The 22,805-nt window shown below is 65.9% G+C and carries 27 protein-coding genes and 2 pseudogenes; 14 read left to right on the top strand and 15 right to left on the bottom strand.

Annotated features, from left to right (window positions below):
- Positions 1–17 precede the first annotated feature (17 nt).
- Positions 18–890 carry a LysR substrate-binding domain-containing protein gene (locus ACIU1A_RS16500; RefSeq protein ID WP_404927786.1) on the bottom strand — a complete coding sequence of 291 codons (873 nt, stop codon included), beginning with the start codon at positions 888–890 and terminating at the stop codon, positions 18–20.
- Positions 891–1,045: 155 nt separating this feature from the next.
- On the opposite strand from ACIU1A_RS16500, the gene ACIU1A_RS16495 reads away from it, so the two are divergent.
- Both ACIU1A_RS16495 and ACIU1A_RS16490 read left to right on the top strand, forming a co-directional pair.
- The gene (locus ACIU1A_RS16495; protein WP_404927785.1) at positions 1,046–1,261 is read left to right on the top strand and encodes a hypothetical protein; all 216 of its coding nucleotides are present in this window, start codon (positions 1,046–1,048) and stop codon (positions 1,259–1,261) included.
- A gap of 21 nt (positions 1,262–1,282) precedes the next feature.
- A complete protein-coding gene (locus ACIU1A_RS16490) occupies positions 1,283–2,032 on the top strand; it encodes a sulfite exporter TauE/SafE family protein (RefSeq protein ID WP_404927784.1) in 750 nt (249 codons plus the stop codon).
- Positions 2,033–2,068: 36 nt separating this feature from the next.
- On the opposite strand, the gene ACIU1A_RS16485 is transcribed toward ACIU1A_RS16490, so the two are convergent.
- Entirely contained in the window at positions 2,069–2,518 is a 450-nt protein-coding gene (locus tag ACIU1A_RS16485) for a universal stress protein (protein ID WP_140552008.1), read from the bottom strand.
- A gap of 214 nt (positions 2,519–2,732) precedes the next feature.
- Here ACIU1A_RS16485 and ACIU1A_RS16480 point away from each other — a divergent pair, with 214 nt between their 5' ends.
- Complete coding sequence (locus ACIU1A_RS16480) at positions 2,733–3,314, top strand: histidine phosphatase family protein (RefSeq protein ID WP_404927783.1); 582 nt, start codon at positions 2,733–2,735, stop codon at positions 3,312–3,314.
- A gap of 6 nt (positions 3,315–3,320) precedes the next feature.
- On the opposite strand, the gene ACIU1A_RS16475 is transcribed toward ACIU1A_RS16480, so the two are convergent.
- The 3 genes from ACIU1A_RS16475 to ACIU1A_RS16465 form a co-directional block, all read right to left on the bottom strand.
- Entirely contained in the window at positions 3,321–3,722 is a 402-nt protein-coding gene (locus ACIU1A_RS16475; protein WP_140516217.1) for a VOC family protein, read from the bottom strand.
- A gap of 143 nt (positions 3,723–3,865) precedes the next feature.
- Positions 3,866–4,597, bottom strand: coding sequence for a pseudouridine synthase (locus tag ACIU1A_RS16470; RefSeq protein WP_404927781.1), 732 nt, complete (start codon positions 4,595–4,597; stop codon positions 3,866–3,868).
- Positions 4,598–4,722: 125 nt separating this feature from the next.
- Positions 4,723–5,607: an aldo/keto reductase family oxidoreductase gene (locus tag ACIU1A_RS16465; RefSeq protein ID WP_404927780.1), complete on the bottom strand. Its 885-nt coding sequence runs from the start codon at positions 5,605–5,607 to the stop codon at positions 4,723–4,725.
- A gap of 95 nt (positions 5,608–5,702) precedes the next feature.
- Between ACIU1A_RS16465 and ACIU1A_RS16460 the strand changes: the two genes are divergently transcribed.
- Positions 5,703–6,602 carry a LysR family transcriptional regulator gene (locus ACIU1A_RS16460; protein WP_140516211.1) on the top strand — a complete coding sequence of 300 codons (900 nt, stop codon included), beginning with the start codon at positions 5,703–5,705 and terminating at the stop codon, positions 6,600–6,602.
- An 83-nt stretch (positions 6,603–6,685) separates the two neighbouring features.
- Here the strand turns inward: ACIU1A_RS16460 and ACIU1A_RS16455 are convergent, their stop codons facing one another.
- Complete coding sequence (locus ACIU1A_RS16455; protein WP_404927779.1) at positions 6,686–7,537, bottom strand: helix-turn-helix transcriptional regulator; 852 nt, start codon at positions 7,535–7,537, stop codon at positions 6,686–6,688.
- Between the two features lie 90 nt (positions 7,538–7,627).
- On the opposite strand from ACIU1A_RS16455, the gene ACIU1A_RS16450 reads away from it, so the two are divergent.
- Positions 7,628–8,518, top strand: a complete 891-nt coding sequence (locus ACIU1A_RS16450; RefSeq protein WP_404927778.1) for an SDR family oxidoreductase — start codon at positions 7,628–7,630, stop codon at positions 8,516–8,518.
- Positions 8,519–8,536: 18 nt separating this feature from the next.
- Here ACIU1A_RS16450 and ACIU1A_RS16445 read toward each other — a convergent pair whose 3' ends face one another.
- The gene (locus ACIU1A_RS16445) at positions 8,537–9,229 is read right to left on the bottom strand and encodes a RibD family protein (RefSeq protein WP_404927777.1); all 693 of its coding nucleotides are present in this window, start codon (positions 9,227–9,229) and stop codon (positions 8,537–8,539) included.
- 318 nt (positions 9,230–9,547) lie between these two features.
- On the opposite strand from ACIU1A_RS16445, the gene ACIU1A_RS16440 reads away from it, so the two are divergent.
- The 5 genes and pseudogenes from ACIU1A_RS16440 to ACIU1A_RS16420 all read left to right on the top strand — a co-directional run bounded on the left by ACIU1A_RS16440 (position 9,548) and on the right by ACIU1A_RS16420 (position 15,962).
- Positions 9,548–10,495 carry a substrate-binding domain-containing protein gene (locus tag ACIU1A_RS16440; RefSeq protein WP_140499137.1) on the top strand — a complete coding sequence of 316 codons (948 nt, stop codon included), beginning with the start codon at positions 9,548–9,550 and terminating at the stop codon, positions 10,493–10,495.
- Between the two features lie 311 nt (positions 10,496–10,806).
- Positions 10,807–11,235: pseudogene (locus tag ACIU1A_RS16435) on the top strand (ATP-binding cassette domain-containing protein); the annotation flags it as partial.
- Positions 11,230–12,291, top strand: coding sequence for a sugar ABC transporter ATP-binding protein (locus tag ACIU1A_RS16430; protein ID WP_404927937.1), 1,062 nt, complete (start codon positions 11,230–11,232; stop codon positions 12,289–12,291). The pseudogene ACIU1A_RS16435 and the gene ACIU1A_RS16430, both read left to right, overlap by 6 nt.
- Positions 12,288–13,304 (top strand): ABC transporter permease, encoded by a 1,017-nt coding sequence (locus ACIU1A_RS16425; protein ID WP_140516199.1) that lies wholly within the window; start codon positions 12,288–12,290, stop codon positions 13,302–13,304. Before ACIU1A_RS16430 ends, ACIU1A_RS16425 begins: the two co-directional genes overlap by 4 nt.
- 1,575 nt (positions 13,305–14,879) lie before the next feature.
- On the top strand, positions 14,880–15,962 hold the full coding sequence (locus tag ACIU1A_RS16420) for a calcium:proton antiporter (RefSeq protein WP_404927936.1): 1,083 nt from the start codon (positions 14,880–14,882) through the stop codon (positions 15,960–15,962).
- Between the two features lie 22 nt (positions 15,963–15,984).
- On the opposite strand, the gene ACIU1A_RS16415 is transcribed toward ACIU1A_RS16420, so the two are convergent.
- The 4 genes from ACIU1A_RS16415 to ACIU1A_RS16400 all read right to left on the bottom strand — a co-directional run bounded on the left by ACIU1A_RS16415 (position 15,985) and on the right by ACIU1A_RS16400 (position 18,294).
- Entirely contained in the window at positions 15,985–16,560 is a 576-nt protein-coding gene (locus ACIU1A_RS16415; protein WP_404927775.1) for a hypothetical protein, read from the bottom strand.
- Positions 16,557–17,177 (bottom strand): hypothetical protein, encoded by a 621-nt coding sequence (locus tag ACIU1A_RS16410; RefSeq protein WP_404927773.1) that lies wholly within the window; start codon positions 17,175–17,177, stop codon positions 16,557–16,559. The genes ACIU1A_RS16415 and ACIU1A_RS16410 overlap by 4 nt, the downstream gene beginning before the upstream one ends.
- On the bottom strand, positions 17,174–17,770 hold the full coding sequence (locus ACIU1A_RS16405; RefSeq protein WP_404927772.1) for a hypothetical protein: 597 nt from the start codon (positions 17,768–17,770) through the stop codon (positions 17,174–17,176). The genes ACIU1A_RS16410 and ACIU1A_RS16405 overlap by 4 nt, the downstream gene beginning before the upstream one ends.
- Before the next feature lie 155 nt (positions 17,771–17,925).
- Entirely contained in the window at positions 17,926–18,294 is a 369-nt protein-coding gene (locus ACIU1A_RS16400; protein WP_404927771.1) for a hypothetical protein, read from the bottom strand.
- Between the two features lie 173 nt (positions 18,295–18,467).
- Here ACIU1A_RS16400 and ACIU1A_RS16395 point away from each other — a divergent pair, with 173 nt between their 5' ends.
- A complete protein-coding gene (locus tag ACIU1A_RS16395; protein WP_404927770.1) occupies positions 18,468–18,839 on the top strand; it encodes a hypothetical protein in 372 nt (123 codons plus the stop codon).
- On the opposite strand, the pseudogene ACIU1A_RS16390 reads toward ACIU1A_RS16395, so the two are convergent.
- Positions 18,833–19,536, bottom strand: a pseudogene (locus tag ACIU1A_RS16390) (XRE family transcriptional regulator). The gene ACIU1A_RS16395 and the pseudogene ACIU1A_RS16390 overlap by 7 nt on opposite strands.
- Positions 19,537–19,835: 299 nt before the next feature.
- Here ACIU1A_RS16390 and ACIU1A_RS16385 point away from each other — a divergent pair.
- Positions 19,836–19,982, top strand: a complete 147-nt coding sequence (locus tag ACIU1A_RS16385) for a hypothetical protein (RefSeq protein WP_246675522.1) — start codon at positions 19,836–19,838, stop codon at positions 19,980–19,982.
- A 123-nt stretch (positions 19,983–20,105) separates the two neighbouring features.
- A complete protein-coding gene (locus tag ACIU1A_RS16380) occupies positions 20,106–20,690 on the top strand; it encodes a GcrA cell cycle regulator (RefSeq protein WP_140499116.1) in 585 nt (194 codons plus the stop codon).
- A 241-nt stretch (positions 20,691–20,931) separates the two neighbouring features.
- Here the strand turns inward: ACIU1A_RS16380 and ACIU1A_RS16375 are convergent, their stop codons facing one another.
- Both ACIU1A_RS16375 and ACIU1A_RS16370 read right to left on the bottom strand, forming a co-directional pair.
- The gene (locus tag ACIU1A_RS16375; RefSeq protein WP_404927935.1) at positions 20,932–21,234 is read right to left on the bottom strand and encodes a DUF982 domain-containing protein; all 303 of its coding nucleotides are present in this window, start codon (positions 21,232–21,234) and stop codon (positions 20,932–20,934) included.
- 99 nt (positions 21,235–21,333) lie between these two features.
- Positions 21,334–21,615, bottom strand: coding sequence for a DUF982 domain-containing protein (locus tag ACIU1A_RS16370; RefSeq protein ID WP_404927769.1), 282 nt, complete (start codon positions 21,613–21,615; stop codon positions 21,334–21,336).
- Positions 21,616–21,749: 134 nt separating this feature from the next.
- Between ACIU1A_RS16370 and ACIU1A_RS16365 the strand changes: the two genes are divergently transcribed.
- Positions 21,750–22,346 carry a DUF6456 domain-containing protein gene (locus ACIU1A_RS16365; RefSeq protein WP_404927768.1) on the top strand — a complete coding sequence of 199 codons (597 nt, stop codon included), beginning with the start codon at positions 21,750–21,752 and terminating at the stop codon, positions 22,344–22,346.
- Between the two features lie 103 nt (positions 22,347–22,449).
- On the opposite strand, the gene ACIU1A_RS16360 is transcribed toward ACIU1A_RS16365, so the two are convergent.
- Complete coding sequence (locus ACIU1A_RS16360) at positions 22,450–22,755, bottom strand: hypothetical protein (RefSeq protein ID WP_140499110.1); 306 nt, start codon at positions 22,753–22,755, stop codon at positions 22,450–22,452.
- Between the last annotated feature and the right edge of the window lie 50 nt (positions 22,756–22,805).

The raw sequence follows: 22,805 nt of genomic DNA, 5'->3' as shown, positions 1-22,805 counted from the left end.
AGCATGTGGCGGCGGCTTCACACCAGCGCGGTCACCAACAGCTTGGCCTGCGGCGTCAACGTGTCGAAGCGGCGGGCGCAGAGATTGAGCTGGCGGGTTCCCCAGTCGTCCGTCAGCCGCAGGCTGCGCAGGCTGGGCGCCGAGCGGCGCACCGTGCTTTCCGGCACGATGGCGACGCCCGCGCCCTGCGCCACCAGCCTGCAGACATTGTCGAGGCCGGGCACGCGGATGCGAAAATGCAGATGACCGCCCAGGCGCGCGGCTTGGCGGGAGATGTGCTCCTGCAAGGCATGGCCGGCGCTCAGGCCGACAAAGGTTTCACCGAGAATGTCGGCGAGGCCGGTCGCGCGGCCTTCGAGGCCGGGGCGGTTGCGCGCGGCGATCACCACCAGCCGGTCAACGAAGAACGGTTTCTGTTCGAGATGGGAAAGGCCGGCCCAGGTCGCAGCAATGCCAAGATCGGCGGCGCCGCTCGCCACCGCCTCGGCGATCTCGTGGCTGGGGCGCTCATCGAGCTCTATGTCGATGCCGGGATGCGCGACCAGAAAGGCCGGCAGCTTGTCGCGCAGAAGCTCGCTGGTGGCGGCCGTGTTGGCGAGCAGGCGGACCCGCGCGCGCAGTCCGGTGGCATAGGCGCCGAGCTCGCCGGCCATCGCCTCGATCTGGTTCTGCACCGCGCGCGCGTGGTGCAGCAGTGCCTGGCCGGCGGCGGTCGGCACCACGCCGCGCCGGCGGCGCTCCAGCAGCGGCGCGCCGAGCCTGTCCTCCATGCCCTTGATGCGGGCGCTGGCCGAGGCCAGCGCGAGGCCCGCGAGCTCGGCGCCATGGGTGATGCTGCCGCGCTCGGCAACCAGCAGGAACAGCCGGAGATCGACGAGGTCGAAGCGCATTTTTTCCTCCCGCAAGACAGCCCGGGCGCACGCGATCGACGGCGCATCCGGCCGACCGCTTCCGGCCCCAGCCTTCGCCTCGGGCGAAGGCTGGGGCCGTAAATTCCACATTGTGGGTGACGGCGAATTTCGTCAAACAGTTTCGGTGGAGGTCCATGATGAGAAAACCAGCATCGAACCGGCAAGGGCTCGGCATTGCTGAAAGCGCGGCGATGCTGCTGGCGGTTGCCGTCGCCCTTCTGGCCGTGGCGCGCTCGGATTCCGGCATGCCAGGATGCGCCATGACATCCGCCTCTGTCAGCAGCGCCGCCGCCGGACCGGCGGGGCCGGCAGCGGGGATCGAGGCTGCCGACATGCTGCTCCATGATTGAGCCGCTGCCGGACACGCCATCATGCTGAGCGCCGCCGCCGTCGCCTGGATCTGCGCCGTCTTCCTTGCCGCCGGCTTCGTCAAGGGCGTGGTAGGGATGGGCCTGCCGACGGTGGCGATGGGCCTGCTGGCGGTGACCATCGCGCCGGCCGAGGCGGCCACGCTTCTGCTGATCCCGTCGCTGGCTACCAACCTGTGGCAATTATTCACCGGTCCTTCGTTCGGCGGGCTCGTCAGGCGGCTATGGACGATGATGGCCGGCGTGGTGATCGGCACCGTTGCGGGCGCCGGCCTGCTCACCGGCGCGCATACGGTGGCCGCGTCCGGCGCGCTCGGCGTGGCACTGATGCTCTATGCCGTTCTCGGCCTCGCCAAGGCCGGCTTCTCAACGCCGCCACGCCACGAGGCCTTGCTATCGCCGCTGGTCGGGGTGGCGACCGGTCTGGTCACCGGCGCCACCGGCGTCTTCGTCATTCCGGCGGTGCCCTACCTGCAATCGCTGCGGCTGGGCAGGGAAGAGCTGATCCAGGCGCTCGGCCTGTCCTTCACCGTGTCGACGGCGGCGCTGGCCATCGGGCTGTTCAGGGCCGGCGCCCTGGCCTCGCCGACGGCCGGGCTGGCGGGTTCGGTCGCGGCGCTGGCGCCTGCGCTCGCCGGCATGGCTGTCGGCCAGGCGCTGCGCCGGCGCATGAGCGTCGAGACTTTTCGCAAAGTGTTCTTCGCCGGGCTCTTGGCGCTGGGATTTTATCTGGTGGCCGAGGCGGCGTTCTGAGTGCGGCTTGCAGAGCGCCGACTGGCCGGACCCGGCTTACCGCACCACCAGGACCGGGATTTCGCTGTAGGATACGACTTCCGCCGTCTGGCTTCCCAGAAGCAGCCTGCCCAATCCGCGGCGGCCGTGCGAGGCCATGACAATCAGGTCGCAGCGTTCGGTCTGCGACAGCTCCAGGATCGCCTCGGCGGGCCTTCTGTCCTCGATGTGCACGACCTTGGCCGACACGCCCAGCCCCTCGGCGGAAGCCTTGCATTTGTCGAGCACCTCCTTGCCGTATTTGCGGGCTTCTTCCTGATAGGCGGCCAGCTCATCGCCCGCGGCGTAGCCGGCCATGGCGCCGCCCCAGGCGAAGATCGGGAATTGTTCCGAGACGGTGACGAAGGTCACGGTGGCGCCGAGGCCCTTTGCCAGCCCGAGGCCGTGGGCAACGCCCTTATCGGCCAGTTCCGACCCGTCGGTGGCGATGAGCAGATGTTTGTACATGATGATCGTGACCTATCGTGCTTGGTGAACTATGGACCACACATAGTTATGCCCGGCGCCCAGTCATTGTGCCAATGCGGCGGGGATCAGGGCCAGGGAATGTGGTGGGCATTTCATGGACCGCACCCAAACGTTCCACCCCGGACTTTCGCGCCAGCTGGATTCCCCTTCGCCGCATCGTCCTCTAAGGTGCGGCAACTTCGAAAGGCCCGTCATGAGCAGCGCGTTTCCTCAAATCCATCTGGTCCGACATGGCGAGACGGCGTGGAGCCTGTCGGGCCAGCACACCGGCCGCACCGACATGCCGCTGACGGCAGCCGGCGAGGCGGCCGCGCGGGGTGTGGCGGATCGGCTGAAAGGCCTGCCGTTTTCGGCCGTGTGGTCGAGCCCCTCGCAACGCGCCTACAACACCAGCGTGCTTGCCGGCTTCGGGGCGCAAAGCATCAAGATGGACGACCTGCAGGAATGGGACTACGGCGCCTATGAAGGGCGAACCACCAGGGAGATCCTGGCCGAACGGCCGGGCTGGAACGTCTTTCGCGACGGCTGCCCGCAAGGCGAAACGGCGGCCGATGTGGGCGCCCGCGCCGACAGGATCATCGATCGCCTGCGCGAGGCCAACGCCGACACGCTGATCTTTTCCAGCGCGCACTTCCTGCGCGTGCTCACCGCCCGCTGGCTCGACTTGCCGCCGCAGGACGGCGCGCTGTTCGTGCTCGATACGGCCAGCATCAGCGTGCTCGGCTACGAGCATGACCTCGGCGAGCCGGTGGTGCGCAAGTGGAACGGGAAGTAGGGCGGCCTAGCTGTCGAACTTCCGGATCGCCTCGGCGGTTACCGGCGTGAAGAAATTCACCAGATTGCAGTCGGGGTCGCGGAACAGCAGCGAGCGGTTGCCCCAGGGCATGGTGGTAGGCTCCTGGACAATTGCGCCCTTGATTGTTTCCGCCAACTTGGCAAATTCGGCATCGACGTCGCCGACTCGGAATTCGATGATGGCCGTGCGGTTGTCGGCTGGGCGGGCGATGTCGCTGCCGAACAGCATCAGGGTGCGCGTGCTGCCGATCGCCAGCGTGCAGGCCGGCGTCGCCAGTTCGGCGAAATCCTCCGTGTACATCGTCACCGGCATGCCGGTGATCTCGCCATAGAAGCGCACGAGGCGCTGGACATCGGACGTGATGATGCGGACAGAGACGAAATTCATCGCATTGGCTCCCTGATCGTCGAAGCCGCGGCTGGGCTCCCGGCCTTCTATATGCCGGGGCTCCTGACAGCTTTCCGTCAGGAGACGGAAGTGCCGGCGCGATTTTCAGATATGCCGAACGACAGTGCCAACCCTGCGCCTATTCACCCCGCCAGCAGCGCCAATTCATCGGGCGTCAAATGCCTCGCCATACCCTTGGCGAGATCGCCGAGCGGCAAGCGGCCAATGGCCACGCGGATCAGGCGCTTGACCTCGATGCCGTGGGCGGCGAGCAGGCGCCGGATGTGGCGATTACGGCCCTCGTCGAGCACGATCTCCAGCCAGGCGGTGCGGCCGCCGCTGCGCAGCAGCTCGATCGAGTTGGCGCTCAAGGTCTCGCCGTCGATACGCGCGCCGGCGCGCAACGCTTCCAGCACCGCCGCGTCGGGCACCGTGGCGATCTGAACATGATAGGTCTTGGGCAGGTGCGAGGCCGGGTCCATCAGCCGGTTGGCGAAGCGCGTGTCGTTGGTCATCAGCAGCAGGCCTTCGCTCGCCTTGTCCAGCCGGCCGACCGGCGAGACGAAAGGCAGGTCAAGCCCTTCAAGACAGGCATAGACGGTGTCGCGCTCGAGCGGGTCGTCGCGGGTCGTGACCAGCCCGCGCGGCTTGTTAAGCATGAGATAGACCTTGCGCTCGGCAACGATTTTTTCGCCGTCGACGGCGATGCGGTCGCGATTCATATCGACGCGCAGGGAAGCATCGCGCGCGACCTTGCCACCGACGCGCACGCGGCCCTCGGCGATCAGCCGCTCGGCCTGGGTGCGCGAGCACAGGCCGAGCTTCGACAGCGCGCGGTTGAGGCTGACGCCGGGTCGTGGTGGTCGTGGAGCCATGCTGCTTCGGATCGATCCGTTGTACCGGACCAGATGCCATGGCCGGCGACGGCTGCGCAAGCCGCCGCCGAGGTCGGGATCTTGCCGGACAGCGGTGCCGCCCGGCAAGCGCTAGTCGCGCCGGCTTAGGCTGCTTGCTCGGTCTCGCCCGCGATCCCGTTCAGCACGGAAAGCGCGTCGGCTGGCAGCTCCAGCTCCGCCGCCGCCATGTTTTGCCTGAGATGCGCAATGGACGAGGTGCCGGGGATGAGCAGGATGTTGGGCGCGCGACGCAGGAGCCAGGCGAGCGCCACCTGCATGGGCGTGGCGCCGAGTTTTTGCGCGACATCGGCCAGCGTGCTGGATTGCAGCGGCGTGAAGCCACCGAGCGGGAAAAACGGCACATAGGCGATGCCGGCCGCGGCAAGCTCGTCGATCAGTGCGTCATCCTCGCGATGCGCGATGTTGTACTGGTTCTGCACGCAAACGATGTCGACGATGCCGCGCCCCTGCGCGATCTGGGTTGATGTGACATTGCTCAAGCCGATATGGCGCACCAGACCCTGACGCTGCAGTTCGGCGAGCGTATTCAGTTGGGGTTCGAGCGAGCCTTCGGCCGGGCCGTGTATGCCGTGCATGGAGCGCAGGTTGACGACCTCCATCGTGTCCAGTCCCAGATTGCGGAGATTGTCGTGCACGGCCTGCGTCAGTTCCTGCGGCGACATTGCGGGGATCCACGATGCATCGGCGCCGCGCCGGGCACTGACCTTGGTGACAATGGTGAGATTGGCGGGATAGGGGTGCAGCGCCTCGCGGATGATCAGGTTGGTGACGTGCGGACCGTAGAAATCGCTGGTGTCGATATGGTCGATACCGCTCGCCACCGCCTCGCGCAGCACGGCGAGTGCACCGTCATGGTCTTTCGGCGGGCCGAACACGCCGGGTCCGGCCAATTGCATGGCGCCGTAGCCCATGCGCTTCACGATGCGGTCGCCAAGCTTGAATGTTCCGGCCTTGCTGATGTCAGTCATGGTCTCAATCTCCTGTGGATCGGCCCAGATATAGACAATGCCCGCTTGCGCGATAATATGGCGCAATCGGCACAGGCTGTGCAGAAAGGCGAACAATGGCGGATCTGGGCGACCTCCAGGCATTCATGGCGGTGGCGCGCGCCGGCGGCTTTCGCGAGGCGGCCAGGGTCAGCGGCGTCAGCGCCTCCAGCCTCAGCGAAACGGTGCGGCGGCTGGAGGCGGGGCTCGGCGTGCGGCTCCTCAACCGCACCACGCGCAGCGTCGCACCGACCGAGGCCGGCGCACGCCTGCTGGAGCGGCTGGGCCCCGCGCTCGGCGAGGTCGAGGCAGCACTCGATGTCGTCAACGGCTTTCGCGGCCGCCCGGCCGGCACGCTGCGGCTCAACGTGCCTGTCGTGGCGGCGAAACTGGTGCTGCCGCGCCTTCTGCCGCCCTTCCTTGCCGCCTATCCCGACATAAGGCTGGAGGTGACCGCCGAGGACAGTTTCGTCGACATACTGGCGAGCGGCTGCGATGCCGGCATCCGCTATGACGAGCGGCTGGAGCAGGACATGATCGCCGTACCGATCGGCCCGCGCCGGCAGCGCTTCGCCACCGCTGCCGCAACGGTCTATCTCGACCGGCGTGGCCGGCCCGACCATCCGCGCGACCTCCTCGATCACGCATGCCTGCGCGGCCGCTTCGCCAGCGGCCTGACGCCGCCCTGGGAGTTCGAGCGCGACGGCGAGATAGTGAGCGTCGAGCCGACCGGGCCGCTGCTGGTCAGCACCGGCACGGCTATGGCGCTTGCGCTCGATGTGGCGGTCGCCGGCGGCGGCATCGTCTCGCTGTTCGAGGACTGGCTGCGCCCCTATTTCGACGATGGCCGGCTCGAGCCGGTACTGGAGCCCTGGTGGCAGGAATTTTCCGGCCCGTTCCTCTATTATCCCGGCCGCCGCCTCATCCCGGCGCCGCTACGGGCATTCATCGACTTTGTCGGCGGGATGCGGTGGTGAGGCGCCGCGATAACGGTTTCAAGGACGCATCGTCGGACGCAACCGGCTGCGCATTTCTGGAATGTTCCAGGAAGGAGCAGGGATCATCGCACCGGCTCCGATGACACCTGCGCTTTGGAGTGCCGGGCCAGTTCGCGAATCCGCTCCGCGACCGCGCTGTCGACCGGATTGTAGACGGTCAGGCTCAGATCCGGGCGGCCGTCGACCGCGAATCCCGAATATTCCAGCTCGATGTCGCCGAGCACCGGGTGCTTCAGCCGCTTGGTTCCGTCGCCGTGGCTGAGCACGTCGTTCTCGCGCCACAGGGCGGCGAATTCGGGGCTGGCGCTGCACAGTTCGTCGACGAGTTCGCGTACCTCGGACACCGCGCCGGCACGCGCCGCGTCGGCGCGGAAGGCGCCCACCACGAAACGGGCGAGGCTTTCCCAGTCGTGCTGCTTTTCGCGGATGGCCGGGCTGCGGAACATGAAGCGCAAAATGTTGCGCTGGTCGGCGGGCAGGGCGCTGTAATCGGTCAGCACGACCTGGGCGGCGCGGTTCCAGGCAACGACATCCCAGGTGGCGGTCCTGACCAAGGCGGGGCTCGCTTCAAGCGTGTCGAGGAGGCGCTGCAGCCGGGGGCTGATGCCTTCCACGCCGATATAGCGGACCTCGGGCGGGCGTCCGAGCCCGAGCATGAAAAGATGCTCGCGCTCGGCCTCGGTCAGCATCAGCCCCTTGGCGATGCGGTTCAGCACATCGGCCGAAGGCGCGCCGCCACGACCCTGCTCCAGCCATGTGTACCAGGTAGGGCTGATGTTGGCGCGCTGGGCCACCTCTTCCCGGCGCAGCCCCGGCGTGCGCCGACGCCCTGAAAATCCGAACGAGGCCGGATCGAGCCGGGTGCGCCGGTCTCTCAGAAACGCCGCGAGCGAACCGGCGGAATTGGTGGGCATCCTGTTAGCCATTATACCACGATAAGATCACTACTTTAATGGAATAATAGACCGGCGATACTGCGCAGGCAATCGTGCAGGAGAATTCGCATGCGTATCTTTTTGACCGGCGCGACCGGTTTCATCGGCTCGGCGCTCGTTGCCGAGCTCATCAAGGCGGGCCATCAGGTGGTCGGCGTCACTCGCTCCGAAGCGGGGGCCGAAGCGCTGACGGCGGCGGGCGCCGAAGTGCATCGGGGAACGCTCGAGGATCCCGAGGGCCTGCGCGACGGCGCGGCGAAGGCGGAAGCGGTGATCCACACGGCCTTCGACCATGATTTCTCGCGCTTTGTCGAGAATTGCGAGAAGGATAGCCGCGTCATCGCGGCACTCGGCCAGGCATTGGCCGGATCCGACCGGCCGCTGGTGATCACTTCCGGCGTCGGCGTGGGCAGCCCCGGACATGGCGAGCTTGCCAGCGAAGACGTCTTCAACGCCAGCCATCCCAATCCGCGCATCGCCTCGGAACTCGCCGGCAATGCCTTGCTGGAAGCCGGCGTCAACGTCTCGGTGGTGCGGCTGCCGCAGGTTCACAACCCGGCCAAGCAAGGGCTCATCACGCCACTCATCGAAATCGTGCGCCAGAAAGGCGTTTCGGCCTATGTCGGCGAGGGCCGCAACCGCTATGCGGCGGGCCATCTCCTGGACGCGGCGCGCCTCTACCGGCTGGCGGTGGAAAAGCGGCAGCCGGGCGCGCGCTATCACGCGGTCGGCGAAGAAGGCGTGGAAGTGCGCGCTATCGCCGAGGTGATCGGGCGGGGCCTCAACGTGCCGGTGGTTTCGATCGCGCCGGAACAGGCGGCGGAGCATTTCGGCTGGATGGCGATGTTCGCACCGATGGATCTGCCGGCCTCCAGCGCGCTGACCCGGGCGCGGCTCGGCTGGCAGCCGACCGGCCCGACGCTGATCGCCGATCTCGAGGCCATGCGGTACGACGCATGATGCGCCGATAAAGCGTCGTCAGCCGACGGCGTAGCGCAAATGGACGAGCCCGTGGGCGAGGGCTTCGCAGCTTTTGAGCGACAGTTGCATCTTGCCCGCGAGGCCGGTTTCGCCGAATTCGACGAAATCCTGGTTCGCCGCCCGCCCATCAAGAGCGGGAGCGACGAGAAGGCTGAGCTCATCGACAAGGCCGTCCGCGAAGAAGGAGCCGTTGATGCCGGCGCCGCCCTCGATCAGCAGCCGGCGAATGGCGAATTCGCGGTTGAGAACTTCGAGCATCCGGCCGAGATCCATGTCAGCCGTTTCCGCCACGATATAGGACACGCCGTCGGCAGCGAGCTCGGCCAGGTGGCTGTCGGCGACATCGTGCCCAAGCAGCACCACGACATGGTCGCCGCCAATGTCGGGTTTGGAAAAGTGGAGCTTGCCCGATGGATCGAGCGCCACCGCGTAGCTTCCCGTACCGGTTTGCGCGACATGATAGGGTCGGTCGACCTTGCCCGCATCGGCCGGCGGGTGCGCGCCGGCCTTGCTCATCTCGGCCATGGTGACGCGGCCGACGATCCAGCCGTCGCCCGCAAAATCATTATGGATATACTCGTAGAGGCTCGACCATTCGGCCCGGGTTCCGTCCGGGCTGGCCGTGTAGCGGCTCGGGTGGAGACTGCCGTCCAGCGACGCGATCATATGGCAGATGATGTGCGGTTTCATGCGGGTGTCTCCAGGGAATGGGCTCAGGCGCGGTTCAAACTAGGGCCAGCGCCGGAGAATGGAAGCTGGGCACCCGGCTCATCCAAATTCCGACCATTGCCGACTGGGCCTGTTATATCGATGTTGCACAAATGGTTGAGCCTGGGCTAGCATCCGTTTGCTGGTGCCGACGGGAGGCAGTTTTTGCAACGGCGATCAGCTGGAGCGGCATGCGTTAGCAAACGCAAGGAGGATGCTCCAACACTTTGAACCGACGCATGATCCTTCCTGAAACCGTCCCGGTTTCCGGGGCCGTGCGTTCTTGTGGAGGAGGATCCCATGAACAGACGTGAATTCCTGATGACGTCCGTGGCCGCGGGCGCGATGGTGCTTGCCGCGCCCTCGGTATTTGCGCAGGACAAGCTCACCATTCTCGGCTCGGTGCCCAGTCTCGGCTTTCCGTTCTTCGTGCACATGCTGAACGAGATCAAGGCGGAAGCCGCCACGCAAGGCGTCAACCTGACCGAGAGCGATGGCCAGAACTCGGCCACCAAGCAGACCGCCGACATCGAGGCGGCCCTGGTGCAGAAGGTCAACGCCATCGTGATCTCGCCGCTCGACGTCAACGCGCTGGCGCCGGCCATCGAGGAAGCGGTCAAGGCCGGCGTTCCCGTGGTGACGATCGACCGCCGCGTCGACGGCGTCGAGGGCATCCTCGCCCATGTCGGCGCCGACAACGTCAAGGGCGGCGAGGCGGAAGCGCAGGCCGTGGTGGCGGCGTTCCCCAACGGCGCGAAACTGTTCCACCTCCAGGGCCAACCCGGCGCCGGGCCGGCGATCGACCGCAACAAGGGCGTGCACAATGTGCTCGATCCCTTGAAGGACAAGTACCAGATCGTCTTCGAGCAGACCGCCAATTTCGCCCGCGCCGAGGCGCTGTCGGTGACGGAAGCCGGCCTTGCCGCCAACGGCAAGCCGGACGCGATCGTCTGTGCCAATGACGACATGGCGCTGGGCGCGCTCGAAGCCTGCGCGGCGCGCAACTTCACCGACGTCAAGATCTACGGCTTCGATGCGCTGCCGGAAGCGCTGGTCGCGGTCCGCGACGGCAAGCTCGCCGGCACGGTCGAACAGTTCCCCGGCCAGCAGTCGCGCACCGCCGTGCAGATCGCCGTCGCCTACGCCAGGGACAAGACGGAGCCGAAGGAGAAGCTGGTGCTATTGACGCCGATCGTCATCGGCAAGGACAATCTCGACAAGGCCGAGAGGTTGAACGAGACGAAGTGAGCTCGCATGGAGAGGTCGGCGGGGCAGCACCCCCTCTGGCCTGCCGGCCATCTCCCCCGCAAGGGGGAGATCGGCAGTGTCGATGTCCGCATTCTCATTGCGGCGTTGAAAATTGGCGAATGCGGAACAGACAGCCAATCTCCCCCTTGCGGGGGAGATGTCCGGCAGGACAGAGGGGGTGTTCACGCGCCGACGGGTCCGGAAACTGCATCGAGGGAAGCACCCATTCCATGGCTGAAGCCGCACCCGTCCTGCTCGCCGTCGAGGGCGTCACCAAGCATTTCGCCGGCGTCACCGCGCTTCGCGATGTCTCGCTCGACATTAGGCCCGGCGAAATTCTCGGCCTGCTGGGCGAGAACGGCGCCGGCAAGTCGACGCTGCTCAAGATCCTGTCGGGCGTCATGCCGCCGTCGGGCGGGCGCATCAGCTTCGACGGCGCCGACTACCGGCCGTCGAGCCCGCAGGATGCCAAGCGGCTAGGTATCGTCACCATCTACCAGGAGCTCAGCCTGATCCCGACGCTGACGGTGGCGGAGAACATCTTCATCGGCCGCGCCCCGACCGGTCCGCTCGGCCTCGTCTCCTGGCGCAAGATGGAGCAGGACTCCCGCACCATCATCGCCCGCGTCGGCCTCACGATCGATCCGATGACGCCGGTCTCGGCGCTTTCGGTGGCCGAGCAGCAGCTCGTCGAGATTGCACGGGCGCTGTCGCTGAAGAGCCGGCTGATCATCATGGACGAGCCGACATCAGCGCTGACCGAGACAGAGGTGCAGCGGCTGCTGTCGATCATGGACAGGCTGCGCAAGGACCATGTCGCCATTATGTTCGTCACCCATCGGCTGGAGGAGGCCGCCGCCATCTGCGACCGCATGACGGTGCTCCGGGACGGCAGGTTGGCCGGCAATCTCGACCGCGAAGGCGGGCCGATCCGATTGCCGCGCATCATCGAGAAAATGGTCGGCCGCGCGGCGTCCGAGCTCTATGCGCGGCCGGCGCAGCGCACGGTGGCCGGCGACGTCGTGCTGTCGGTGCGCGGGTTGCGCACGGTGCGCGATCCCGAAGCGCCGCACGCCATCGTGCTCGACGGCGTCGATATCGACCTCAAGGCCGGCGAGATCCTGGGTGTCGCCGGCCTCGTCGGCTCGGGTCGCACGGAGCTGGCGCGCGCTATCTTCGGCGCCGACCGGATCGCGGGCGGCACGATCACGCTCAACGGCAGGCCCATCGCGCCGGCCTCGCCGGCGGATGCCATAGCGCTCGGCATCGGCCTGGTGCCTGAGGATCGCAAGCATCAGGCGATCTTCGCCGCGCTCGGCATCCTGCCGAATTTCTCCGTCGCCTCGCTCGGGCGGTTCAGCAATGGCTTCGGCTTCATGGCCGAGCGGCGCGAGCGCGATGCGCTGGCGGGGTTCCGGAAAATGCTATCGATCCGCATGGCGTCGGCCGAGCAGGCGATCGAGGGCCTATCAGGCGGCAACCAGCAGAAGGTGATCCTGGCGCGCTGGCTGGCGCGCGACCCCAAGGTGCTGATCGTCGACGAGCCGACGCGCGGCGTTGATGTCGGCGCCAAGGCCGAGGTGCACCAGATCCTGGTGCAATTGGCAGCGCGGGGCATAGCGGTGATGATGATTTCGTCCGAGCTGCCCGAAGTGCTGGCTGTGTCGGACCGGATCGTGACCATGCGCAAGGGGCGCATCACCGGGCAGATGCCGGGCATCGAGGCAAGCGAGGAAAAACTGATGGAACTGATGGCGCTCGACCAGCCGGGAGCGGTTGAGGAGGAGGCACGATGAGCGTGGCCGAGGAGCAGAGCCGGCGTGGCGGCATCAGCATTGCGCGGCTCTTGATGAATTTCGGGCCGCTGCTATTCCTGGCGGCGCTGGTGGTCGTCTTCACCGTGCTGAAGCCGAGCTTCATCGATCCGATCAATCTGTTCAACATCACCCGCCAGATATCGATCACCGGGCTGATCGCGCTCGGCATGACCTTCGTCATCCTCACCGCCGGCATCGATCTTTCGGTCGGCTCGCTGCTCGCCTTCTGCGGCATGGTGGCGGCCGTGGTCGCCAAGGGCGGCACCGCCAACACGCTGTCGCTGTCGACGTCGGGAACGCAGGGCTATGGCTGGTTCGCGGCGCTGCTTGCCGCCGTGGTGGTGGGGGCGGTGGCCGGCGGTGTTCAGGGCTTTGCCATCACCAGGCTGAAAGTGCCGCCCTTCGTCGTCACGCTTGGCGGGCTCACCGTGTTTCGCGGCCTGACGCTGACCATCTCCAATGGCGGCCCGATCTCGGGCTTCGACGCTTCTATGCGCTGGTTCGGCACCGGGCTGATCGGCCCCGTGCCGGTGCCGGCGATCATCTTCGCGGCGGCCGCCATCCTGTGCCACATCGTGCTACGCTACACGCGCTATGGACGCGCCGTCTACGCCGTCGGCGGCAATGCCGAGGCCGCACGGCTGTCGGGCTTGCGCGTCGACCGCATCCTGGTCTCGGTCTATGTCATCGTCGGCTTCTTCGCCGGGCTCGCCGCCTTCGTGCTGTCGGCCAGGCTGAATTCGTCCGAAGCGGTGGCCGGCATCGGCTACGAGCTGACGGTCATTTCGGCCGTCGTCATCGGCGGTACCTCGCTGTTCGGCGGCATCGGCTCGGTGGGCGGCACCGTGGTGGGCGCCGCCCTGATCGGCGTGCTACAGAACGGGCTCCAGTTCAACAACGTCTCGTCCTACACGCAAAGCATCGTCATCGGCCTGATCCTGATCCTGGCGGTGGCGTTCGATCGCTGGCTGAAGTCGCGGGTGAGGCGCTAATTCCTTCTCCCTTGTCGTCGGAGAAGGGGAAATCGCCGCTCTGCCATAGGCAGGAGAGCTCGCTACCTTTCTTGCAAAACAACCCCCCTTTGCTAGAAGGATTTCGGGCGGGTGGCATTCTGAGAGAACCTCATGTTTGCCGATATCATCAGACCGATCAGCTTGAGTTTTTCGCTGCTGCGGCGGTTCTGGCCGCAGCTCGTCGTGCTGGTGCTGGCCGGTGTTCTGGCCGGAGATCTCTTGCTGCAACTGGCGGCCAAGGTGGCGCTCGCAAATCATTTCGCCGGGCTCGCCATGCTGACGCTGGTGGCACTGGCGCAACTGGTGGTGACGGTGGCGATGTTCCATGTGCTGCGTCCCGGCTTGCCCCATGTGCTGGCCGCGCAGCGTGGCGCGGAAAAGGCCACGGTCGCCGAGGGGCAGGGAACCGCGGACCGGCGCGGTTCGCGGCTGGTGCGCATGATCACCATCGCGCTGTTACCCTTCTTCGCCTATTACGCGGCCTGGGGGTTCCTCGGCGACATCGTGCGGCAATATTCGCGCGAAACGCTCGACCAGGCCGGCTTCGGCCAGAGCGCCAATGTTCTGGACGTGCTGGATTCGCGCTGGCTGCTGGTCTCGGTGGCGGTGTCCTGGCTGGTGCGCCGGCTGGCCAAGTTCATGCAGGCGAAAACGGGCGCCGCCTCGTTCTGGCAGATCGTGGTGGTGATCTGCGAGACCAACTGGATCTTCGTCGGCCTCTACGTCATCAGCCGCTGGAAGGACAGCGCGCTGCAATGGCTGATGAGCCGCAATTTCTGGTCGGTTCTGCAGGCGTCGGCCGACGGGCTGGCGAGCCCGGTGCCGGCGGCGACGGCCGCGCCGATGGTGCCGGTCGAGATCACCTCGATCGCGCCCTCGACGATCGCTGTCAACCTGTTCTTCTACATGCTCTTGCCGCTGATCTGGCTGGTGATGGCGGCGCTGATCTATGGCTATGATGTGCGCGACGACACGGCACTGATGCGCGTGCACGGCCGGCTGGAACGCGTCGGCAAGCGCTATGCCGGCCTGCCGAAATTCCTGCGCGATTTCGTCGAGCATTTCGTCGCCGGCTACCGCTCGCGCTATCTGCCGATCGCCAATAGCGTGCGGCTGACGGTGAGTTCCAGCCTCGTATTGCTGTGTACGCTGATCGTCGGCTATCGCCTGCTCGACTGGGGCGCGGCCTGGCTGTGGCTCGGCGCGACGCGGCTGATCGGCCCGCACGAGCTCGACGTCTGGCAGATCCTGTCGCATGGCGTGACGCTGTTGTTCGGCAGCCCGTTCCAGGATTCCTCCACCGGCATCCTGGTCGAGCCGCTGCGCATCTGCTTCCTCGCCGCGGTGCTGGAGACGGCGTTCTCGCTTTCGAAGGGGGCGGTCGTTCCCGGTAGCGATGGGAACGACCGTAGCGTATCCTTGCCGCGCCTTGCCATGTACGTGCGATGGGGCGAAAGTGCGATCTTTCCTGGTCTCGTAAACAGACCGCCTGTTTGCACTCGCAAGATCGAAGAGAATGGCATGACTTACTTCTTCCGCCGTCGAAGTGAGGCAATGACCTTCGGCCTGCCTGTGGTCTGCTGCGCGCTGGCGTCGATATTGCAATCGAACATAGAGCCGATCGAAGATCGGACGGCGATTGTGGTGATCGTTGCCGGCATATCGATCATCCTTACCTTGGCAACCGTCTTTGCCGTGGTGCGACATGCGGAGGCGATAGCCCGACGTGTCGGACAGCCGTACGGCACGCTGGTCCTTACCTTGGCCGTAACGACGATCGAAGTGTCGATCATCGTCTCGATGATGCGACATGGCGCCAACAATCCGACCTTGGCGCGAGAATCCGTGTTCTCCACGGTCATGATCGTTTGCACCGGCATCGTGGGGCTGTGCCTGACACTTGGCGGGTGGCGGCACCGCCACCAGGACATCCGAAGGCAAGGCACAAGTTCCTTTCTTTCGGTGCTGACCGCGATCACGGTGCTGACGATGGTGCTCCCGAACTATACGCTTGCCACCAGCCCCGGGACATTTTCTCCCACGCAACTGGCCTTCGTCGCGCTGCTGTCGCTCTTGCTCTACGGCAGTTTCGTTTTCGCCCAGAGCTACAGCCAGAAAGAGGACTTCCTGGAGGTGCAGGTGCGTGAAAGCGCTCCGGAAAGTCATTCTCCGCAGGTCCACGGCGTGCCAACGCATTTCGTCTTCCTGCTTCTGGGACTGGTCGGGATCGTCCTGCTGACCGAACGGGTCGCGGCTGGCGTTGAAGATGGCCTTACCTACCTGCAGATCCCGCAATCGGATGCGATCGTCGGCGCGATGATTGCGTTTGTCGTGCTGCTCCCCGAGGCGATCTCCGCCATCAAGGCATCATGGGGGAATGAGCTCCAGCGCGCATTGAACGTCGCTTTGGGCTCGGCGTGCGCGACCATCGGACTGACGATCCCGGCAGTGGCGGCGGCCAGCCTCATCACCGGAAAGTCGCTCAACCTCGGTCTCGGTCCGAGCGACGTGATTTTGCTGGTTCTGGCCCTTGCGGTGAGTGTCGTAAGTTTCAGTACCGGACGCACGACGGTTCTCACCGGACTTGCTCACCTCGTCGTCTTTGTTGCCTACGTTCTGTTGATCGCCGTGCCGTGACTCCGGACTGCCGGCGCTGTCGCTACTTCGGCGGCCGTTGAAACCGCAGGTACCACGGCCGCCCGCTTCCCAGCCCAATGGCGGGACGGATGGTCTTGATGGCATCCTCCGGCACGATGAAGGTGTCGCCGATGGTGATGACGTCGCCTGTCTTGGCGCCGGAGAAGATCGCCGAGGTGCAGTTCATCACGCCGTCCGGCAGTCTGACGCCCGAAATCATGTCGGGGAGCCAGCGGCGGCCGGCGGCATCGGTCAGTATCAGCCTGCAGCCCAGCCATTGCTTCTGCAGGTCGGGATCGCCGACGGTGACGGAGAAGGTGGCGATGACGGCGAAGGCCTGATCGGGCAAGCGGCCGGCCTTGCCGCCGCGCAGGTCCGCCAGTTTCCAGTCGCTGCCGCCGAAGTGCGCGGACTGGCCAAACTCGACATCCCTGGCGATGAGGTCTTCGCCGCCCAGCCATTCGCGCAGGCTGTCATGGCTGGTTTCTGCCAGCGCCAGCGGCAGCAGGATGACAAGCGCCGCCAGGCTGCGCCTGCGCCATTTTTTCTCGGCCTGCCGCTCGGCGGCCGGCCCCATGTCGGTCGCGACGGCGCTCATGGCTTGCCCTGCTGTGTCTGGCCCGCAGAAGTCTGGCCCGGTGGTGCATCCAGATCGTATTGCGGCAGGATGCCGGCCGGTTGTCCATCGGCACCGGCCGGCAACCCGTCGAAGCTGATGCGGGCCTGCGCATCGAGCGGACCGAATTGGCGTTCCGAGATGAGCAGCCTGGCGCCGCGGATCTGGTCAGGCGGCACTTCGAAGATGAACAGGCCGCGTTTTTGCAAGCCGGGATCGACGCTGTGCGGCGGCATGTCCTGGCGATAGCCCAGCCGCTCCGTCTGGCGGTAGCGCAGACCGGTCGGACCTTGCCAGGTGCCGTCCGCGACCGTGATGGAGGCGTCGGTCGCGGTGAGGCTGGTCGTCACCACCGCCCATACGCCGCTCGTCGTCAAAAGCTTTTGCTGCCCGAACTGGTTGGTCTTCAGCGTGCGGGCGAAGACAACCTCGTCCAGCCGCACGTCGAAGCTACGCGCCCGCACCGTGTCGTGCATGGCACCGTCGACCGGGATGGGCGCGGTGAGGTCGGCATAATGCGGCTTGGAAAGCTGCATGCCGTAGCTCAGCGCCACCGTGGCGGCGAGAATCACGAGATTGCCGAGGACCCGCATCCTCATGAGCCGGCTCCCGGCGTGTCCGTTGCCGGCATATCGGCGAACGGCAAGGTGACGGTGCCGAGACGGTAGGGATTGTACCAGCCGGGCGTGCCGTAGAGAGTGTCGCGCGGCTTGAAGATCTCCGCGGTGACGCCGAAGGCGAGCGTCGGCGGCACGGCGGCGTCGCCGGCCAGCGGCCAGACATAGGCCAGGCGCTCGGTCATGCCGGGGTGCAGTTCCGGCGCCAGGGTCGAATCGCGTATCAGGGCGATCATCGGCATCGAGTCCGGCAGGGTGATTCCCTCCGGCTTGAGGACAGCGAAGTAGGCCTTGTTGGATTCGGCCGTGCGGTTGGTCATGTCGGCCTCCAGCACCAGTGCCTTCTGGCCCGGTTTCAGCGGCACGCCATGGATGTCGGCATGGCTGACGTAGGCACGCACCGGTTTGATGCGCCAGCGGCCGGCATCGATGGCGGCATCGGACGGCAGTTGCGGCGGAGGGTGAGCGGGCAGGGCGCCAAAGGCGCCCATGAGGCCGGCCGCCAACAGCGCGGCGATGGTTCCCGCGCCTGCCGTCATCCAGGCCTGGACTCTTGAACGGGCAGTCTTGAACATTCCCTGATATGCACGTCGAACGATCAGCCACCCGCAGGCAATCTAGGAAGAAAACGCGCGGATGGGAACCCGCAAATGGCGGCATTGCCCAGCTCTTCTCGTGGCTGCGTCTCTCTCGTGGCGCAGTGTGGTCGCCGACGGCTTGGCGAGCCCGCCTATGCCGCCTCCAAGGCCCAAATGCGGTGGCCGTAGCGGCGGAAGAAGCGCGCCAGCAGGCGTTGTTGCCTCGCCCTGGCGAGGTCCGCCAGGCGCCGTTCCTGGCGCCAGCGCGGCATGTTGCGCCAGAAGGAGATGAAGCGGGCGGCGTCCTCGATGGCTTCCTGTGCCGATAGCGCCGGGCCGATCGCCGCCAGGAAAAGCGCTTCCGATTGTTTCAGCGCGTCGACGACCACCTTGCGCCTGAAATGGCCGAGGCGCGCCTGGCGGATGCCGTGTTCGCGGATTCTCGCGAAGGCCTCGATGAGAGCGTGACTGTCGCCGCCATAGCCGCGGGCATGAGCGAAATCGGCGGCAAGGGCGTCCATCGTCTCTCCCGGGGTGCTGCACGCGCGCCGACTCGGCTTTGCAAGCGGTATAGAAGCATAACTCAAAAATTGGCGAAAGAGAAACTTTTGCGGAGCCCTGAAAGATGCGACTCGACTCTCGTTTCAAAACACAGGAATATGCGAACAAACAAGGAACAAAGAGGCGAGCCGCGATGGCATTGGCGGGCAAGGGATCAGTGATTGCGGATGTCGTTTCGATATCGGTCGAATGCGCCGATTGCGGCCGCAACAGGTGGTGGAAGCCCGATCAGCTGCGGCGCTTCGGCGTGACTGGCAATACGCCGCTGGCAGCGCTTTCGGGCCGGCTGGTCTGCTCGGCCTGCCGCGCCGACGGGCTGCCGGGCACGGCGATCCAGATCCGGGCGGCGTTTATCGACGAGCGCCAGCGCGTGCGCAGCGAGGCGCTGATGCTGAGCGAGCGCGAGATGCCGCTGGAGGATCGGGGCGGGCGTGAGGGTGGCATCGACGCTGGGTTTTGCCTGCTCTCCTTGTGGGAGGAAGAATTGCCCCGTCGCCCTCAATAGCCTAGCAATTCCTTCAACGGAATGACCCGCCAGACCTGCTTGATGGCGTAGCGGTTGAAGGTCAACGTCTTCGGCGGATTGTACTGTTCGACCACCAGTTCGGCGGCGGTGCGCTTGACCAATTTCTTGATGAAGGCCTTGCCGTTGCGTTCGTTCTCTTCCGGGAACGTTTCGATCACCACGTGATCGCCCGGGACGGCATCGCGGCCGCCGCAATAGATCAGGTCTCCGGGCTCGTAACGGGGTACCATGGAATCCGACAGCACGTGCAGCGCGAACACCTTAGCCAGGTTGCGGATGCCGGGGGGCGCTGGACATAGCCGGCGGGCTCGCCGTTGAAGGTGAAATCGCCGTCGTCGCCGCCAACCGCGGCGCCCAGCACCTGGATGTCCATCGGCCCGGCGGGGGGCGGCCCGGCATCGGTGACGATCTCGGCGTCGTTGACCGGTCCGGCATCGTCGAGGAAAACCACCTCGCCCTTGCCGAGCGCCACCGGGTCGACGCGCAGAAAGGCGGCGGTCTTCAGGAGGTTTTCCGTCTTGGGCAGGTTGCGACCGGTTTCCCAATTGCCGACGGCGGCGACGTCGGTGTCGTTGTGCTCGGCGATGTGGCGCATGACCAGGCCGCGCTGCTTGCGCGCCTGGCGGATTGCCGCGCCGACCTTGACCGACAGTTGCGTTTTCACCATGGCACCCATGTGACCAACAAGCGCTGCTTTCGTCCATGAAAGAATGGCTTGCATAAGATTTTGAGTTATGCTTATATCCGTTCATGCAAAAGCTCAACCCCTTTCGAGTCGAAAGCGCCCTCAGGCCAGCTTCACGCGAGCCGGCCAGCGCTCATTCCCTTTCGCCCCGGCTGTCCTCCTCCCCGGCCAGGGCGAAGCGTGAGGCTGATTGCCCCGATGCATCAGCCGCACGTCCGGTCCGCCCGTCACCGGCGGCCGGAACGGCCGGAGCCGCCGCTCCCCGCGGCTCCGGCCCCCAATTCAGCGCGGTGCGGATCCGCTCCCTGATCCGCACCGAGGACGGCACCGTGATCCTGCTCGACAGGCTGACGGGCAGGGCGGTTTCCGCACCCGACCGGGTGACGGCAGAGGCGCGGCTGGCGCGCCTCGCCGCGCTGGACGGCCGGCCGGGCTGAGGCCGCCAATCCAACGGCCGACAGGCCGGATCGAACCCGACAATGCCCACCGCCTGCGGCGGGCCGACACTCGCCGGCCGCGTCGCGCGCTGCCGCGGCCGCGCAATGGACGGAGACCAGGACATGGCACTTTACGGCGACAAGGAATTGCAGGCGATCGCCGGCTGGCTGACGGACGGACTTTCCGCCTCGCGCATCGCGGCTCGGTTCAGCGCGTCGCGAGGCAGCCCGGTGTCGCGCGACGCCATCATCGGCATCGTTCACCGCAACGCCATGCTGAGTTCTATCGGCTTTGCCAACAGCAAGCGGATCGCGGCAGCCGAGAGGGCGAATGACAAAGCCGCGGACCGCGCCGCCAAGGCCGGACACAAGCGCGTGCCGAAGGGTGAAGGTGCGGAACGCCTCGCAGCGCGCGAGGCCGGCGTGCTGATCGCGGACGGGCAAGCCTACCGCCTCGAGGTACCGGTGCCGCACCGAAGCCCGATCGGCCGCCAGCCGCATGGCGTGGCAATGCGCTTCGTCGACTGCCTGTTCGGCCGCTGCCGCGCTCCGCTCGACCTGGCGCTGGAGCAAAATCCGGAAAACGACGCGCCCGGCGGCCGGCCGGGCGTCCACATGCTGTGCTGCGGCATGCGCACAAGGGCGATGAAAAGCTACTGCACCTATCACCAGGCGCGCTTCCGCCGGCGTGTCTGCGAGGCGGGGTGAGCTTCCTCCCGTTCTGGAGAGAAGCTAACGGCAGGCGGGCGGCGCCGGGTGCAGGATTGGGAACGGCATGAATTCGGGAGGGAGATTGGGTCAGATGCAAGGTATCGAAACGGTGGCGCCGCCCTTCATTGCCCTGCCGGGCATTTCTCCCCGTAAAACGGGGAGAAAGAGACTAGCTGCAACGCTGGCTTTTCTTCTGCAATGGTGGCGATCTGGCGGGAACGGCGGCCACGCAACCCCTTTATTTTGGCAGATCGTGGCCCTGCTTTGGCATCCGCACGCTTATTGCATCAGGCATCGCTGGCCGGCCGTCGTCGCCGGCCAATATACGGGTAACCCGGGCGAAGCCGGTGAACGCTTTCATCGCGTCGGCGTGCGAAATCTGCGCCGCAATGGCCGCGCTGCACGCGTTGAGCGCACTGCGGTAGACATGACCACGCCGTTCAACCGGCCAGCGCTGCAGGAAGTCGGCTGCCTCAGCGACGCCGTCGATCACCTCGACATGCCCGTCCAGGCATACTTTGAGCGGAGATCCTGTTTTCATGGTACCCACGGCGGTTACCTTGGCGTTGCGTGCGGCCCGAAAGCCAGCCACCGTCAACGTGCAAGGCAGCGGCGCGGTTGCATCACGTTTTCAGCCGCCTCACGGGCCCGCGGCGGCGTCGAGCCATTCATGGGCGCGGCTACGCGGCTTCGCCACCAGCAGCCCCTGCTGTCCGGCCGCCTTGGTGAAAGCCTCGAAGGCGACGCGCTGGCGGCAGCTGCCATCGATGGCGAGCCTGACCAGCCTTGTCGCATCCTGATAGGCGGTGGCCGTCTTGTCAGGCCATTGCCGGCGAAGCGCGGTCGCCGCCTGGGCGATAGAGCCCACCAGCATGGTCTTGTTGTCGCAGAAGCGCAAGGTCACCGGCATGAAGGCGGTCATGGGCATACCTCCTGTTGGTTTGGTGCGGCACAACGCCCAGCCTCGCCGCTGGTTCCGGCGCACGCAGCCAATTTCGCCAAGGATCGCTGCCCCGCCAGCCAGCACCTCAATCCACTCCCCACAAGGAAGCAGCCATGAGCAAGAAAGCCGCCAGATCAGCTAAACCGCAGACGCCGAAGCTGCCGAAGGGCGAGGCCGAGCAGGTGCGCATCCGCCGCGAGGTCGGCCATGATTTCGCGTTGCGGGACGATGAGTTCGGCCGCAAGCGGCTCGCAACCGGCACGTCGGAGGCGCGGCGCGTCTATGAGGTGTCCAATGACGGCCATACCTCCACCGGTGGTATCGTGCGGGTGCGCAGCATCGATCCGCTGCTGGGTATCACCTCGCTGTCGCACCAGCAGCGCGAGGCCGGTCTGCGCTATCGCGAGGATTTCCGCGCCAGCCAGCAGGCTGATATCAAGCCGATGCGCTGGAGCGAACGCGTCGACGGCGACAGGATAAGCGGCGGCATCACTGACAGCGTGCTCAATGCCGGACGGTCGCACGCCGCCGCGACCCGCGCGCTCGGCCATTGGGAGGTGGTCGACGTGGTCCGGAAGATCGTGTGCCTGGAGCAGTCGGTCAGAGGCGTGGCGGGAGAGATGAGCGAGGGCAGGGACGTGGCGGCAAAGCTGTTGAGAATCGGGCTCGATCTGCTGGCGATGCACTACGGGATGATGGTGCGAAAATAGTAGCCGGATGACAGCGTAGCGCGCACGGCAGTGGCGCCATTCCTGGGCATGGGCTGTGCACGACAATCCGGCCGGCGCGATGCCGGCCGGATTGGTTGTCAGGTCAACGCCTGCAGACGCGGACTCTCTCGATGACCCGATGGTGATGACGCCAATGTTTGATCACCTCGGTGTGGCAGCGACGATGACCGTAATAACGCGGACGGTAGCTCTCGTCATACATGCTGTAGCGGCGATAGTAGCCGTCATCGTCGGAATAATCGCGATAGTGGTGACGATATCTGGGAACATAATAATCGTCGTCATAGCCGTTGCCGATGCCAAGCGTGATGCTGGCGGCATTTGCCGGGGCGATCACGGCCACCGCCGAAGCGACGGCAATCACGGATGCGAGCAAGAGTTTCTTCATGGCAACCTCCTCTTTAAGGCTCATCTAATAAACGCTGCCCTCGCGGCCCT

The organism is Mesorhizobium maamorense, assembly GCF_044998965.1.
GTDB lineage: Bacteria > Pseudomonadota > Alphaproteobacteria > Rhizobiales > Rhizobiaceae > Mesorhizobium.
This window is presented reverse-complemented; position numbering and strand designations above follow the sequence as displayed.